Genomic DNA, 14,423 nt, shown 5'->3' on the forward strand with positions numbered 1-14,423 from the left:
ATTGTATCTTCAACAAGAAAACGTTGTTTCTAATTGTACCTCTAAAACTTTATGCTTACTCATATTACTTAAGTGATCAATCAAACCTTAAAATAACGGATAAATTTCAAGTAATAAGCCTATCTGTTTGCTATAAAAGAGAATGTCATGAAACAAACTATTCCTAATACCAGTGCACTGTTTTCGCCTGTAAAACTTGGGCCTTATACGCTTAAAAATCGTATTGTGATGCCACCATTGACGCGCTCTCGTAGCACGCAACCTGGCAATATTCCTAATGATTTAATGGCAAGTTATTATGCCCAGCGTGCTTCTGCAGGCTTTATGGTGACGGAGGGGACACAGATCGAACCCAGAGGCCAAGGTTATGCATGGACGCCAGGTATTCATACGCAAGCACAAATTGAAGGCTGGAAAAAAATCACGCAAGCGGTACATGCCAAGGGCGGTATTATTTTTGCTCAGCTATGGCACGTTGGCCGTGTGTCTCATACTAGCTTACAACCCAACCAAAATCAGCCTGTAGCGCCCTCTGCTATTACTGCTGATAATGTCAAAGTATTCATTGAAACAGGTCCAGGCGAAGGTGCTTTAGCTGATCCAAGTGAGCCGCGGGCACTGAGCACAGAAGAGGTGAGCGAGTTGATAACGATGTACGCTCAAGCCGCTCGCAACGCCTTAGAAGCGGGTTTTGATGGGGTAGAGCTGCACTGTGCCAATGGTTATTTAGTGAACCAGTTTATCTCTGAGCATAGCAATAAACGTGATGACCAGTATGGTGGCTCGCTAGCGAATCGTTTGCGGTTCCTAAAAGAAGTGGTTGCTGCTGTCAGTGATGTGGTCGGTGCTGATCGTTTAGGCGTCCGTTTTGCGCCTTTGTTTGCTAGTACCGGTGAGGATCGTGTGTACTTAGGGCTGGTAGAATCAGATCCTCATCATACTTATATTGAAGCGGTTAAAGTACTTGAGAAAGCGGGCATCGCTTATTTGTCCATTGCAGAAGCTGATTGGGATAGTGCACCTGATTTACCAGAGCCCTTTTATCAAGCGGTTAGAGCTGAGTTTTCAGGACGTATTATTTATGCGGGAAAATACACTGTAGAGAAATCGCTCAATATGTTATCTAAAGGTTATGGTGATTTATTTGCTTTTGGTCGTCCTTTTATTGCTAATCCTGATTTACCAGAGCGCATAGCTCATCATTGGCCGCTCAATGAGGTAGATCCAGCCACAATGTATGGTGGCACGGAAATAGGCTATAGCGATTATCCTTATTATCAAAAGTAGCTATTAAAAAAATAAGGCCATTCGTGGCCTTATTTTTTGTTCTTAAATCTAATATAGTCAGTTCGAAATAAAATCGATACGTTTGTCGTCACGTGCGACTGGTATAAATTTTCCTTGCTTGCTGCTATCACAGAGGCTACGAAAAACTCATCCCAGTTGCACTGCATCGGTTTTAAGGTGAACCTACTATACTTTCTTATAAAAACAATCGAAGGTTATATAGATAAGCTTATAGAAAGCTTTGACGGTTCTCATAATTTGATAGCTGGTAAATAATGAAGCTACTATTAAGGTTTTTTATAACTTGTAGATTATTTATTTATCAATTGGTAAAAATTAATGAATAAGAATATTAAAGACAGACTTATACGCATATTAGTAGGATATGTAGGCCTTTATCCGACTCTTTTGATCGTGTTAACGTTATTAAAGCCTGTGACTCATGACTTAAGTCTTCCAGTGGTGGTATTAATCGAAACGATCATACTCGTTCCGTTAACACAAATGGTTTCATTCCCATTGTCAGGCTGGCTCATTGAGCGCCTAAGAGGAGAAAAGTAGCTTGTAGGTTACATTGACTTAGGTAGAAGCGGTATCAAGACAATAGGAACGCTATTGGTTATTCATTACCGCTCTAGTGGGCAACCAAGATATGAGCGGAAAGCGGGATTGGCTCCCAGTAATAAAAGCGCTCTAACTAAATAAACTCTCTCTCAACATTCATCACCCTTGCATCTACCGTACGCTCTATTTTCTCCTCTATCTGACTACACTGCGACTCGACCTCACGTTTAGACAGCCCGACGATTACAAACGTCCATTCGCTGGCATCATGCCGATCACGCTCGCCGCTTTCACATACCGCGACGCTTGGCGTATTACCAAATCGTGCATGCAAGCCGCCCATGCGTTGGCGTTTTTCTTTGAGTGAACTACATCCGGGTAGCGCGAAAGTCAGTGTTAAGATAGCGATATGCATTTTATTCTCCTTGCTACAGTGGTTTACGCTTTATAATAGTAGCAAATAAGCACGGCAAGTTATGCTATCGTTACCTTGCCGTATCGATACCTCATAACGACTCACACTGTTTATACTAATACCATTCATAAAAATCACAATAGCCAATATGCGTACTCGCCCAATGACCTCTATCAGCTATGTACAGCAACAGCGCATTACTCGATTATGCGTGCGCTGCGGATTACTCCTTATGCAATATGGTGCTGAGTCTGCCGTGGTGGTGGACTTGTCTAAACGTTTGGGATTCGCTTTGGGGATGAGTAGCGTAGAATGTTCGCTGAATTTTAATGCTATTACCTTGACGACCATCTGTAATGAACGCTGTATCACCACCACTCGAGACACGATTAATCAGAGCATCAATGTCAACTTATTGGTACAAATTCAGCAAATTGTTAATAAAACCGAAGCCGTCACAGATAACCATAATAATAACAATAACAAGCTGAATCATGAACTGACAGACCGCACCATTCTTGCATTTGATGAGTTAGATAAGACGATTTATCCAACATGGCTGGTGGGTCTGTTTGTTGGCACATCTTGTGCGGCGTTTGCTTATCTGAACGGTGGCAGTTGGTCGATTACCGCCGTGACATTTATCGCTGGCATGGTGGCGATGTTCACCCGTATCTATCTGTCCAAACACCATTTCAATCCCTTTATCACAGTCATTGTGACCGCTTTTATCGCCTCTTTAATTGGGGCCACGACCTATTATTTTGATATTGGTAATAATGCGGATATAGCGGTCGCTTCTAGCGTGCTGCTACTGGTGCCAAGCTTTCCTTTGATCAACTCTTTATCAGACATCCTCAAAGGCTATGTCAATATTGGCGTGGGGCGTGCCGTTTTTACCTATATGTTGACCTTGTCGGCGTGCGTTGGTATCGTGATGGCGCTAGTGTTACTTAGAATACAGCACTGGGGATTCTGACATGTGGTTTATTGAGACCGTTGTACTGTCGTGCATTATTACCCTTGGTTGGACACTGATGTTCACCGTGCCCAAACGCTATATTTTGCCGTGTTTGCTGATGACCGCTTTTGGATTCGGACTAAAAACAGCCCTTGTCTATCAGCACATACATCTGGTAGTGGCCAGCTTTTTTGGCGCGATGCTTGCCAGCTTTTTGGGGGTATATTTTTCTAAAAAGTATACCTTACCGCCCAAAGCCCTAATCTCGCCAAGTGTCATCTGTATGATGCCGGGCATCGCCGCCTATAAGGCAATGGTCAGTATGGTGCAGATTGGTTATTTTGGCTTTTCAGACGAGTTATTTAGCCAGATGATGGTGTATTTGTTTGAGGCCTTGTTTGTGACTTCAGGGTTGGTGCTGGGTTTGTCCATTCCTGGACTGTTATTTTATAGACGTCGTGCCATAGTCTAAGTGGGTTTAAATGAATTTAGATGATAAGCTGTTTCTATTTAATTACTTTTGGATATGGTTAAAATATTGATGCTACTCAACATACCCTAACGATAAAAAACTTGTAAGATTTATAATGACACCAATTACAATAGAGTTCAAAGCGATATTCACACGCATTCATTAGAGAGATATAACAATGACAAAACATTATGACTATATCGCCATTGGTGGCGGTAGCGGCGGCATTTCTTCGATCAACCGCGCAGCGAGCTATGGCAAAAAATGCGCCATTATCGAAGCCGAGCAGTTGGGCGGCACCTGCGTAAACTTGGGCTGTGTGCCCAAAAAGGTGATGTGGTATGGGGCACAAATTGCCGAAGCCATCCACAAATATGCGCCAGACTATGGCTTCGATATCGATGTCAAAGGCTTTGACTTTCAAAAGCTGGTACATAGCCGCCAACAATATATCGAAAACATTCACCGCGCTTACGATAATAACTTAGCAAAAAACGGCGTTGAAGTGATAAAAGGCTTTGCCAAATTCGTCGATACCAATACGGTAGAGGTCAATGGCGAACACATTACCGCTGACCATATTTTGATCGCTACCGGCGGTCATCCTATTCGCCCCGATATCAAAGGCGGAGAACACGGCATCGATTCTGATGGCTTTTTTGCTTTGAATCAGTTGCCAAAACGAGTGGCTATCGTGGGCGCAGGATATATTGCCGTTGAAATCGCGGGGCTACTTAGTGGTTTAGGCGCTGAGGTGCATCTGTATGTGCGTCAGCATTCGCCGCTGCGCTCATTTGACCACAGTATCGTAGAAACCTTGCTGATAGAGATGGAGCAAGAGGGCATTCAACTGCATACCAACACTACGCTCACTGAAGTCCGTAAAAATGATGATGATAGCCTGACCTTGTGTACCAAAGATGGCAGTCTTGATACGGTGGATTGTTTGATTTGGGCAATTGGCCGTGCGCCTTCCACTGACAATATCAACTTGCAGGTGACGGGTGTAGAAACCACCGATACTGGCAAAATCAAAGTCGATAAGTTCCAAAACACCAATGTCGATGGCATATATGCGGTCGGTGATATTATTGAGAACAGTATTGATTTGACGCCAGTGGCTATCGCGGCAGGTCGTCGCTTGTCTGAGCGCTTATTTAATGAGAAACATGATGAGCATTTGGTTTATGACTTAGTACCGACGGTTATCTTTACCCATCCCCCTATCGGCACCATTGGTATGTCTGAAATCGAGGCGGTCAACGAGTATGGTAAGGATAATATCAAGTGCTATACCTCGACATTTACTCCTATGTACAGTGCAGTAACCCAACATCGCCAGAAGTGTATGATGAAATTGATATGCTTAGGCGATGAGGAAAAAGTCATTGGTCTGCATGGTATCGGCTTTGGCGTCGATGAGATGATTCAAGGCTTTGCGGTAGCGATTAAAATGGGCGCTACCAAGGCTGACTTTGATGATACGGTTGCCATTCATCCTACTGGCTCAGAAGAGTTTGTGACGATGCGTTAGGGAGACTGGACGAGCTGAAAAACTTATCAAAAAGGCTATTCTGATTCAGAATAGCCTTTTTTGATTTAAATCAGCATGGCTTACCCTGACCTTTTAACTCCCAAGCGCCCACTCATCATTGTACTTATAGACTAAGAAGTTAACTGTCTTGGTTTCACTATTACCATCGATACTTTGGGTAATATCCGCGATACATCGATAGCTGTCTTCACCATCTTCAGAGCGGCACTTGACGCCATCGACATTCTCAAGTGTCGGCATCGCCACGTTCCCATGATCATTTGCCATCATGCTATGCGCTTGCTCATACTGCCCTCGAATGAGATCTTCCACGATACTATCAGCAGGTGCATTCGAGCAAGCAGCCAACAATGGCGTCACTAATAGTAATGTGGCCAGTTTTTTAAAGTTATTCATAAGCGTTTCAGTTTCTGTTAATTATTGACTCTGATGATTAGAGCACGTTGGATGGTTAGGGCATGCTGGATATTTACTGACAGTGTAATACCGATACTGGTATGATGCCAGTATTCTGAACTGTTGAGAGATGACTGTGTGGCAGTTGTACCTTTTTATATTACCGATTGGTCTAGGCATTATGACTTTGGCAGCAAGTTTACTGTTCTTGTTTGCCTTTTTAATGTCTGATGATAATGCCACGCGCTTGCCCGCTTTTAACTGGTTTAAGCATTTAATCATCGTGGCATTTTTATTACTTAGTATTGGCCTGTTTATGACCTTTGGGCATTTTTGGAGTTAACTCTAGTTCTAAGTAGCGAGAGTTAGCCTTTATATACTGACAACTTTCTCTAATTCTAATAACTCTAAATCTTGACGCTTGGGCTCGCCATTATTACCATCATCTGGAAACGGCATTTTATTCCCATTCAACTGATAGCCACGGCGCTGATAATAAGCCAATAGCTCAGGGCGATGGCTTAAAATAGACATGGTAAGACGAGCAGGTTTTTCATCGGGCGCCTGCGTGCTTGACTGCAAGTGCCTTTCTGCAAAAGTCTCTGCCGCTTCTAAAATTACATTGCCAACGCCCTGCCCCTGTAGCTCTGGATGTACTGCAAACATACCGATATAGGCTTTATTATAATAGTCGCTCTGATCGTGATCATCTTTATTTGAGTCAATATCGACTTTCATATCGACCGCGATACAACCCAACAGCTCATCAGTTTCATCGTCATCGCGAGCACCGGTCGTGGTTTTTGGATAGACGAATAGATAGTGTTTTGGATTATCGATGACGCTTGCCAGCTCAGCTTGAGTGATACGAATGCCACCGACCAAGTCTGCTTCATTGGTCCAACCTTCTGTCTGCCGATAGCAGCGGTTTAGTAGCTGTTCAAGTGCGTCAATATCATCCGCTTTGGCTTGTCGTAAAAATACGGATTCTTTATTTAAGTGGTTTTTGTTTATGGAGTCTGCGTTCATAATACTGGTTGTCCTTTTCCATCTATTTAGTATAAAAGGCTGACCCAAATCAATGAGCCAGCCTTTATATTAAACCTTATCAGTTTTGAGTACTAGGGCGTGTCCTCAATTCAATCGAAGGATACCTAAATGGGTTAAAAATGGCTAAACCTTGCCAAGCAGCGTTAAATATAGTCGATGCATTTTAAAAAGAACATAGCGCTACTGGGGTGAATTTTGCGCAGCCTCTGTGATAACAGCACGCAAGTAAAATTTATACCAGTAGCGCGCTTAAACTTATGTAACAGTTTTATTTTCAACTGACTATAGCTAGGTAATATCTCGATATTATCTGCGCTATTTTCCTTGTTTGACGGCAATTTATCTCATTTTTATCACCATTTTTAAAATGAGGACACGACCTAGCGTGATAACACCTGCGCTTGCTCGATAATATCAAACCCTGCATTGATTTGCGCGCGTGTTGGCGCATGACCACGGCGTAACAACTCAGAAAAAGCGATTAACTCTTTATCACGTCCGAGCGAACTTGCGGCACTGGCGCGTGTATCTTCCCCATCATCATCAAAGTAGTATTCGATATAATCAAGGTTATCTGGTGAGCCAAACAAGATATTGTTATCTGGCGAAGCGGCATGTCCGCTATAGCGTAGGCTTTTGCCATATTGCCCTGTCCAAAAGAAAGGAATGCGCTCCTCTAGCGAGTTGACATTGTCTTGATTTAAGATAGCTGCCGCCGTCACCATGCCGTGTTGCAAAGCCACCCGCCAATGCTCGATACGCATACGCCCCATTTGATTCGTGGCTTTGGCGATATCACCTAGCGCATAGACGCCATCACGCAATTGCAAATGATCATTGACTTGCACGCCGTCTGGAGCGTTTACTTCATTTAACAGCTCTGTGCGTGGCGCTACGCCAGTACCCAAAATCACAACATCGGCTGCAAGCTTACTGCCATCAGACAGCGTTATGCTGTTGACCTTACCACCTTCTCCATTGATTTCATCAACGCCAGCACCGAAGGCGAAGGTAACGCCTTGGTCTTCATGCAGTTTGATTAAGGCGTTACTCACGCTCTCAGAGACGATATTGCTCATCACACGGCGGCTACGACCTACGATGGTGATAGACGCGGCCTTACCTGCCTGCATAAGTGCCGAAGCCGCTTCCATCCCAATAAAGCCCGTGCCAATGACGACTACGTGCTGGTTATCACTGGCGGCTTTGATGTCTTTTGCATCGTCCATACTGCGTAACGTATAGACGCCATCCAGCTCAGCGCCTTTAAATGGCGGTATCTTTGGCTCAGCGCCTGTCGCTACCACTAAGAAATCGGCTGTTTGCTGCTCGCTACGACCGCTCTGGTCTTTAATCACGATGGTGCATTCATTAGGGAGTACTTCGCTAACCGTTTGGTTCAAACGTAGATCAATGTTGTTTTTACTGGCCCAATCTGCACCGCCAAGCAGCAAATATTTCTCGTCCATTTTCCCTGCCAAAAACATTTTGGATAATAAGGGACGATTATAAGGGGCTTTGTCATCGGCACTAACGATGGTTATCTTACCGCCATAACCAGTATGACGCAGTTGATTGGCAGTCATAAAGCCTGCACCGCCGCCACCAACGATGAGGGTATGAGTGTCTATCAGCTTGTCATTTTCGATGCGTTTGTCTATCTTTGCCGAGGTATTGACCGTCAGGCTATCGCCATCGTCAGTCAGCTCATATTGGGTCAATCCGCGCATGGCGACAGGCTCTAGCAAGGTGCCATCTCGGCTATCAAAGCTCCCATGATGCCACGGGCAGACCACGCGATTGCCGCAGCGTAACCCCTCGCCCAAATCTGCCCCAGCATGCGGGCATTTACCATCAAAGGCACTAAACTCATCGTCATCACGAGTGATTAAAATGATACTATCGTCCTCTTGCTTATAGGATTTCATGCCGCCATCTGGGATATCGGCTTTGCTGATGGTGACGTTATTGATCGTTGCGTTGGTCATAAGTCTTCCTTAACAGTTATAATGGCTTCCTGAGTAAAACGTGTTGAAATAGTCGATATGCTTTAAAAAGCAGATGCATTGATAGTAGCAAGACCACTAAGCGGACGCTGTTTATTTGTATGTTCGCTGCGTTGCAAAACGTAACTTACTAATGTTAACTGGTCTTTAATGCCTAGCCTCGTCCCTTTCAATCTAAACTTATAATCAAAACACAAGACGACTTTATGACTTCTCAAGATCACCCCAATCATAACCACAACGAAACGACAGCGACTCCTCAACATGATTTTGATAATGGCACCGTTGATAACGAATCATTCGATATCTCAACTATTGATATCCAAGCTGCGGCTGATACTGCGCAGTTACCGCAGCCGACACTCCCGCCTTTGCAGCGAGCAACTTATAAAACCAGTGCAACAGACTTCGTCGTCAATGAAATATTGCCCTTAGAGTTTACAGGTGAAGGTGAGCATCTATGGCTGCATATCGAAAAGCTTGGGATGAATACCGCCTATCTGGCCAAACTACTGTCAGAGTGGGCTGATATTCCATTACGTGATGTCGGCTACTCAGGACTCAAAGATCGTCAGGCATTGACGACGCAGTGGTTTAGTTTACGAATACCTTTGAGGCAACTACCTGATTCTGAATTTGCGCCGATAGATATTGGCGACAACGAGTCGGTCACTATTCTCGCCCAACATTGGCATAATAAAAAACTCAATCGCGGTACGCACAGGGCCAATCAATTTATCATTACCTTGCGTGATATTGAATTGGAGGGTGACGATAAGTCATCTGTAGAGCAGCATTTGGCCAATATAGGTACAACCGGTGTGCCCAATTATTTTGGCCCACAGCGCTTTGGATGGAATGGCAATAATATTAGAGAAGCATTGGCCTTATTTGCACGTCCAATGCCAGAGAAACGCCCTCAGCCAAAGAAGAGCAAACGCAAACGTGCGCCGCGAGAGCAAAACTCTATGGAATTGTCTGCCGCGCGTAGCTTGATATTCAATGAGATATTGGCAGCGAGAGTGCGCGATGGTAGTTGGAATACTGGACTGGCAGGTGAGGTGTTTAACTTGGATGGCTCAGGCTCGATATTTGACAGTGAGGCAATAGACGATGCTTTGCGCGCGCGAGTTACCAGCGGTGATATTCATCCAACTGCTGTGTTATGGGGTATGGGCAACGATAAAGTCAGTGGCCAAGCAGCTCAGCTCGAGAAAAATGTTGTAAATAATAGCGCGTTATTAACACAGCTAGCGACAGGCTTAGAGCAGCGCGATATCAAAGCACAACGACGAGCGCTGAGACTCCCGATTGAAGGCATGAGTTGGAAGTGGAGCGATGAGCAAACGCTAGTATTAAGCTTTACTCTGACGACTGGCAGCTTTGCCACCAGTGTCTTAGCAAGCTTGGTTCAGCAGTTAAGCACAGCTTAGTTGATTCAAAGAGGTTCAGTGCCAGAGTCGGAAGACGACGACTCAGATCTATTCTTTGCTGCACGCATCTCATTAGCACTGACGACTTTATTACGTCCACGGTCTTTGGCTTCGTACAAAGCTTTATCCGCAATACTGATTAAACGCTGACATATATCACTTGGCAGCTCACTCTGTGACTGCTCACGAAAGCTACCTGTAACCTGCCCTTGCGAGTTTTTGCGCCGTTTTAGCTTCTGTAGTTTTGTCAGAACTGGCATGACCGTCTCAGGCTCTGTAGTCATATGATCTTGCTTGATACGCGCAAGCTCCTCACAAGTTAAGGTATAAACCCCAAAGCTTGCCGTCACCTGAAAACTAAAACCATCACTCACCTGTATCATGTGCTCTGCGATGTTAGAGCGCAGCTGTTCAGCAATGGTCAGTACCTCATGGTGAGCGGTACTTGGCAATACAATCAAAAACTCTTCACCGCCATAGCGACTGACATTGTCTGTGTCTTTCAGCGTGGCTTTTAAGACGCCTGCCACCTCTTGTAATACTTGATCGCCTACTTGATGTCCATAACTGTCATTGATGCTTTTAAACCAGTCTAGATCCATCAAAATCACACTATAATTTTGTTTATGATCTAAGGCAGCAAGTGTGTCCTGCATTTGAGTCAGGCCGTAACGGCGATTGGTCAGCTGAGTCAACTCATCTTGATTGGCATGTTTTAAGGTTTCAGCTTTACTGGCATCTAAGATCAATAACAAAGCTCGGAATACATAAACGATAAAAATGGCTTTAGGCACTGCCAGATATATATGTGTCGAATGCCAAAATAACGCTGAGGATTGGCGAACTTCATTAAGACCATCTATGCCAAGCGCCTCATTTGAGAGGGTCGAGTTCGCCATGGCGTTTTCAATAGCACTCATCTCTATAGTACTGAGACCACTGGCTATCAGATAGCTATAAATATCGAGTGGTATAGTGCTTTCATGTATGTGTTGTAAGCTAGGAAAGTCGATACCCCAATAAGGCAAACTAATCACCACTAGAACCAATAAAATCAGCCCTAGAAATGCCCGCCAAATATAACGACGCCTAATCAGCATCATTCCCAACATCGCGCCGCCGACTAATGACACCCCTGAGACCAAACCGCTTTGTCCCATCACCAAAATCACAAAGGCAATATAGACGCTATAGACTGAGATGAGTACGATTTGCCATCTGTTTAAACGCGCATCATCGTCTTTGATACGCGATAAATGCTCGACCATCCACCAAGCAAACAGCCCCATGATATGGACGCCAAGCCACATCGGATACAGCATGTCCATATCCACATAAATGCTTAGCTTATCTCGGCGTATCCAAACATACAAACACCACAGCCAGTGTAAATATGCTTCCATTAAGATGAACAGTGCCATCAATGAAGCTCGGTCGGCAGCCTGCCACTCAAAAATGATTCGAGAAAGCTTTTTGTAGCCTAACTGGTATATAGAGACAGCCATTAATACGTTACCATATGAAGAATCATTCTATTACCAACTATCACTTAAACATTATTGGTATAAAATAGAATAACAGCTGATAGATGCATTGGAAATAATAAAAAAACATACTGTTGACGTCAGAGACTGAACCAACAACAAAGAACAATAAAAACAATCAGATAGCTGATATTAATTATATTTTATTATTTCTACAACGCTGTTATTAATACTGGCAACCTCTCTAAGATTTAGCAACAAAGTTTGTATGAAAGGCTTTAATTATCGATATACGGTTGTTAACTGCTTACTTATATTCAGATATCGACATATACCATTATATCAACTCAGCAAAATTTTGCCACACGCCTTTTTGCTCAGCATTCAAACTCGGCACATCACCAAGACGTCGCCACGGCATATTACTGCCATGAAAGTCGCTACCAATCGAGGCTACTAGGCTATGCTCAGCGATGCTGCGATCTACCATGCGCCGTGTGCTGATAGGCTCACTATTGGCTGGTAGCTCACAAGCGTCACCACCAAGCTGCGCAAATTCCTCAATAAGTTTACGGACTCGCGTGGCCGAAAGATGATAGCGCGTTGGATGCGCAAGCACTGCCTTGCCACCACAATCCTGTATCAATTTAATCCCGTCAGCCATGCTCAGCGCATCAATCGCAACATAAGCGGGCTTGTTGTCTGCTAGGTAGATATCAAAGGCTTTTTGCACCGTCTTGACATGTCCACGTTCGAACAACACTTGTCCAATATGGGCACGCCCCACCGCTTGTGGATTATTACCAGCTTTATCAAGCACCGCTTGCCAAAGACCCTCATAATCAATCTCTAATAACTCACTCAGCTTTTCAGTGATTCGCTGCCCACGATTGGCACGGCTGTCTTGTAGTTGCTGTAGAGCTGCATGCATTTTGTCGCGATCAGTAAAATCGAGACCCACCACATGGATGATTTTATTGGTGGATTTATTTTTGCCATAGCCGCCGCTCAGTGTATGCTCGCAGCTGATTTCTACGCCATTTACAAGCGTGATACCATAGGTATCTGCCGCTGCTCTCGCCTCATCAATCCCTGCTAGAGTATCGTGATCCGTCAATGCCAATACATTGACGCCAGCTGCCTGCGCACGTTGCACGACTTCTGTTGGTGCATAAGTACCGTCAGAGCATGTACTGTGACAATGTAAGTCAATTTTCATAAGTTTTGCCTTCATTTCTTGATATAGTTTGTTGGTACGGTTGAATGAATAATAGTTAAATAACCCTGAGTAATGTTACTGGTTATACACCCTTATTCATACCAGCCGTTATTGTGCGGTTGATTACTTCTTTTTGCTGCAGTAGACGTGTAAACTATCCTCTACGTTTTTGTTGGACATCCCACCTGTTATGAAAGCCCTATTAGACTTTATTCCTCTCATTGCATTTTTTATCGCTGCCCGTCAAAGTGGCATATTAGCAGCAGCAGGCGCATTACTTATTGCGACCCTGATTGTTTATGCCATTCATTTTGTACGCCAAAAAGGCAAGTTCGATAAGCAGCAATGGGTTGTTTTATTAATAACCATCGTCTTCTGCGGTGGCACATTGCTGCTGCGTGATGATATCTATCTGCGTTGGAAGTCACCGATTATCAACGGTATCTTTGCGCTAACGCTGTTTGTCAGCGCTGCGATTAACAAGCCCTTGATGCAGCTGGCGATGAAAGAAGTATTTACGCTGACCATGAGTGGTTGGAAAAAATTGACCGTCGCATGGGGACTGTTCTTTGCACTTATGGGCGTACTTCATTATATCACGGCCTTTACCATGTCTAACGAAGCATGGATCAACTTTAAGACTTATGGCTGGATTCCGATTATGCTGGTGTTTATTGCTGCCCAATTTGCGGTGTTAAAAAACCATCTCAATCCAGCACTGAGTGACAAATCAGCAAAATAAATGATTTACTCTCGGGTCTGTTAAATACTATATCAATCGATAAACTGCTTAGCTTTGTATTTCGTCTTTTATTAAGGAAAAACCATGCCTTTATTTGCTATTATCGGTCATGACGTTGCCAATAGCAGCGCACAACGACAGCTTACCCGTACTGAACACTTACAGCGCTTGCAAGCGTTAGATGCTGAGCAGCGCCTAGTCATTGCAGGGCCAACACCGATTGAGCACGGCGATAATGCCATGTCGGGTAGTATTGTCATTGCTGAATTTGAATCTTTTGAGGCGGCGCAAACATGGGCAAGTGCTGAGCCCTATCTGCGTGATGGTGTCTACAGTCATGTCGACCTCAAGCCATTTATTCATGTTTTGCCCAAGCCTGAAGATACCGCTACGGATAAGGTTACAAAATCGTGAGTCAGCTACCCATCCTTTTAAGACTAATAAGCTTACTGCTGCATAGCAGTGCTAAAGTGGGGTTGGCATTATTTATCATGCTGGCAGCGATAACGGGGCAAGCAGCACCGACAGTGATTACAAACGATCCTGCGACAGAGACAGCTGCAACGGATACTACCTTTGCCTCTCAGATGCAGCCCTCAAGTAAAGCATTATCAGATGCCAATCAAGAGCTACTGAGCCGTAATGCGCAATTACAAAGACAGGTGAATGACTTACAAACTCAGGTCAATGTCTTGATCTATGAAAGTAAGGGTCAGTTGTTTTTATATGGTGCTTTTACGGTATTGATCAGCTTATTGGTCGGGGTGTTTATTTCTTGGCTGGTATTTGTGCGCCGTGAGCGCTGGTAGCGCTTTATGTCTTTATTGCCTTGTCTTTTA

At 44.2% G+C, this 14,423-nt stretch carries 16 protein-coding genes; 10 read left to right on the forward strand and 6 right to left on the reverse strand.

Going from position 1 to position 14,423, the window contains the following annotated elements:
• The first annotated feature begins 147 nt into the window (after positions 1–147).
• A complete protein-coding gene (locus JMY01_RS09990; protein ID WP_201575464.1) occupies positions 148–1,287 on the forward strand; it encodes an alkene reductase in 1,140 nt (379 codons plus the stop codon).
• Between the two features lie 339 nt (positions 1,288–1,626).
• The gene (locus JMY01_RS09995; RefSeq protein ID WP_201575466.1) at positions 1,627–1,848 is read left to right on the forward strand and encodes a hypothetical protein; all 222 of its coding nucleotides are present in this window, start codon (positions 1,627–1,629) and stop codon (positions 1,846–1,848) included.
• Between the two features lie 136 nt (positions 1,849–1,984).
• Here the strand turns inward: JMY01_RS09995 and JMY01_RS10000 are convergent, their stop codons facing one another.
• Positions 1,985–2,266: a DUF503 domain-containing protein gene (locus tag JMY01_RS10000; protein ID WP_011514283.1), complete on the reverse strand. Its 282-nt coding sequence runs from the start codon at positions 2,264–2,266 to the stop codon at positions 1,985–1,987.
• Positions 2,267–2,429: 163 nt separating this feature from the next.
• Between JMY01_RS10000 and JMY01_RS10005 the strand changes: the two genes are divergently transcribed.
• The 3 genes from JMY01_RS10005 (at position 2,430) to gorA (ending at position 5,233) form a co-directional block, all read left to right on the forward strand.
• A complete protein-coding gene (locus JMY01_RS10005) occupies positions 2,430–3,245 on the forward strand; it encodes a threonine/serine exporter ThrE family protein (RefSeq protein WP_201577485.1) in 816 nt (271 codons plus the stop codon).
• Between the two features lies 1 nt (position 3,246).
• Positions 3,247–3,699: a threonine/serine exporter family protein gene (locus tag JMY01_RS10010; RefSeq protein ID WP_201575468.1), complete on the forward strand. Its 453-nt coding sequence runs from the start codon at positions 3,247–3,249 to the stop codon at positions 3,697–3,699.
• Between the two features lie 178 nt (positions 3,700–3,877).
• Entirely contained in the window at positions 3,878–5,233 is a 1,356-nt protein-coding gene (gorA, locus tag JMY01_RS10015) for a glutathione-disulfide reductase (RefSeq protein WP_201575470.1), read from the forward strand.
• 93 nt (positions 5,234–5,326) lie between these two features.
• On the opposite strand, the gene JMY01_RS10020 is transcribed toward gorA, so the two are convergent.
• The gene (locus JMY01_RS10020) at positions 5,327–5,650 is read right to left on the reverse strand and encodes a hypothetical protein (RefSeq protein ID WP_201575472.1); all 324 of its coding nucleotides are present in this window, start codon (positions 5,648–5,650) and stop codon (positions 5,327–5,329) included.
• A gap of 181 nt (positions 5,651–5,831) precedes the next feature.
• Here JMY01_RS10020 and JMY01_RS10025 point away from each other — a divergent pair, with 181 nt between their 5' ends.
• Entirely contained in the window at positions 5,832–5,993 is a 162-nt protein-coding gene (locus tag JMY01_RS10025) for a hypothetical protein (RefSeq protein ID WP_227677833.1), read from the forward strand.
• 29 nt (positions 5,994–6,022) lie between these two features.
• On the opposite strand, the gene JMY01_RS10030 is transcribed toward JMY01_RS10025, so the two are convergent.
• On the reverse strand, positions 6,023–6,679 hold the full coding sequence (locus JMY01_RS10030; protein ID WP_201575476.1) for a GNAT family N-acetyltransferase: 657 nt from the start codon (positions 6,677–6,679) through the stop codon (positions 6,023–6,025).
• A gap of 401 nt (positions 6,680–7,080) precedes the next feature.
• The gene (locus JMY01_RS10035) at positions 7,081–8,688 is read right to left on the reverse strand and encodes an FAD-dependent oxidoreductase (protein WP_201575478.1); all 1,608 of its coding nucleotides are present in this window, start codon (positions 8,686–8,688) and stop codon (positions 7,081–7,083) included.
• Positions 8,689–8,912: 224 nt separating this feature from the next.
• Between JMY01_RS10035 and truD the strand changes: the two genes are divergently transcribed.
• The gene (truD, locus tag JMY01_RS10040; RefSeq protein WP_201575480.1) at positions 8,913–10,139 is read left to right on the forward strand and encodes a tRNA pseudouridine(13) synthase TruD; all 1,227 of its coding nucleotides are present in this window, start codon (positions 8,913–8,915) and stop codon (positions 10,137–10,139) included.
• 5 nt (positions 10,140–10,144) lie between these two features.
• Here the strand turns inward: truD and JMY01_RS10045 are convergent, their stop codons facing one another.
• Both JMY01_RS10045 and JMY01_RS10050 read right to left on the reverse strand, forming a co-directional pair.
• Positions 10,145–11,644, reverse strand: coding sequence for a diguanylate cyclase (locus JMY01_RS10045; protein ID WP_201575482.1), 1,500 nt, complete (start codon positions 11,642–11,644; stop codon positions 10,145–10,147).
• A gap of 316 nt (positions 11,645–11,960) precedes the next feature.
• On the reverse strand, positions 11,961–12,842 hold the full coding sequence (locus tag JMY01_RS10050; protein ID WP_201575483.1) for a PHP domain-containing protein: 882 nt from the start codon (positions 12,840–12,842) through the stop codon (positions 11,961–11,963).
• 190 nt (positions 12,843–13,032) lie between these two features.
• Here JMY01_RS10050 and JMY01_RS10055 point away from each other — a divergent pair, with 190 nt between their 5' ends.
• The 3 genes from JMY01_RS10055 to JMY01_RS10065 all read left to right on the forward strand — a co-directional run bounded on the left by JMY01_RS10055 (position 13,033) and on the right by JMY01_RS10065 (position 14,393).
• Positions 13,033–13,584: an inner membrane-spanning protein YciB gene (locus tag JMY01_RS10055; RefSeq protein ID WP_201575484.1), complete on the forward strand. Its 552-nt coding sequence runs from the start codon at positions 13,033–13,035 to the stop codon at positions 13,582–13,584.
• A gap of 84 nt (positions 13,585–13,668) precedes the next feature.
• Positions 13,669–13,998, forward strand: a complete 330-nt coding sequence (locus JMY01_RS10060; RefSeq protein WP_201575485.1) for a YciI family protein — start codon at positions 13,669–13,671, stop codon at positions 13,996–13,998.
• Positions 13,995–14,393: a hypothetical protein gene (locus JMY01_RS10065; protein WP_227677835.1), complete on the forward strand. Its 399-nt coding sequence runs from the start codon at positions 13,995–13,997 to the stop codon at positions 14,391–14,393. Before JMY01_RS10060 ends, JMY01_RS10065 begins: the two co-directional genes overlap by 4 nt.
• Positions 14,394–14,423 lie beyond the last annotated feature (30 nt).

It is taken from the genome of Psychrobacter sp. H8-1 (assembly GCF_904846575.1).
GTDB classification, from domain to species: Bacteria; Pseudomonadota; Gammaproteobacteria; order Pseudomonadales; family Moraxellaceae; genus Psychrobacter; species Psychrobacter fulvigenes.

Excerpts from the sequence above, each read along its gene's own strand:
- JMY01_RS09990 (WP_201575464.1), top strand. The coding sequence starts at position 148 with ATGAAACAAACTATTCCTAATACCAGTGCACTGTTTTCGCCTGTAAAA.
- JMY01_RS10055 (WP_201575484.1), top strand. The coding sequence starts at position 13,033 with ATGAAAGCCCTATTAGACTTTATTCCTCTCATTGCATTTTTTATCGCT.
- JMY01_RS10030 (WP_201575476.1), bottom strand. The coding sequence starts at position 6,679 with ATGAACGCAGACTCCATAAACAAAAACCACTTAAATAAAGAATCCGTA.
- JMY01_RS10050 (WP_201575483.1), bottom strand. The coding sequence starts at position 12,842 with ATGAAAATTGACTTACATTGTCACAGTACATGCTCTGACGGTACTTAT.
- JMY01_RS09995 (WP_201575466.1), top strand. The coding sequence starts at position 1,627 with ATGAATAAGAATATTAAAGACAGACTTATACGCATATTAGTAGGATAT.
- JMY01_RS10020 (WP_201575472.1), bottom strand. The coding sequence starts at position 5,650 with ATGAATAACTTTAAAAAACTGGCCACATTACTATTAGTGACGCCATTG.
- JMY01_RS10060 (WP_201575485.1), top strand. The coding sequence starts at position 13,669 with ATGCCTTTATTTGCTATTATCGGTCATGACGTTGCCAATAGCAGCGCA.
- JMY01_RS10025 (WP_227677833.1), top strand. The coding sequence starts at position 5,832 with ATGACTTTGGCAGCAAGTTTACTGTTCTTGTTTGCCTTTTTAATGTCT.
- truD (WP_201575480.1), top strand. The coding sequence starts at position 8,913 with ATGACTTCTCAAGATCACCCCAATCATAACCACAACGAAACGACAGCG.
- JMY01_RS10045 (WP_201575482.1), bottom strand. The coding sequence starts at position 11,644 with ATGGCTGTCTCTATATACCAGTTAGGCTACAAAAAGCTTTCTCGAATC.
- gorA (WP_201575470.1), top strand. The coding sequence starts at position 3,878 with ATGACAAAACATTATGACTATATCGCCATTGGTGGCGGTAGCGGCGGC.
- JMY01_RS10000 (WP_011514283.1), bottom strand. The coding sequence starts at position 2,266 with ATGCATATCGCTATCTTAACACTGACTTTCGCGCTACCCGGATGTAGT.
- JMY01_RS10010 (WP_201575468.1), top strand. The coding sequence starts at position 3,247 with ATGTGGTTTATTGAGACCGTTGTACTGTCGTGCATTATTACCCTTGGT.
- JMY01_RS10035 (WP_201575478.1), bottom strand. The coding sequence starts at position 8,688 with ATGACCAACGCAACGATCAATAACGTCACCATCAGCAAAGCCGATATC.
- JMY01_RS10005 (WP_201577485.1), top strand. The coding sequence starts at position 2,430 with ATGACCTCTATCAGCTATGTACAGCAACAGCGCATTACTCGATTATGC.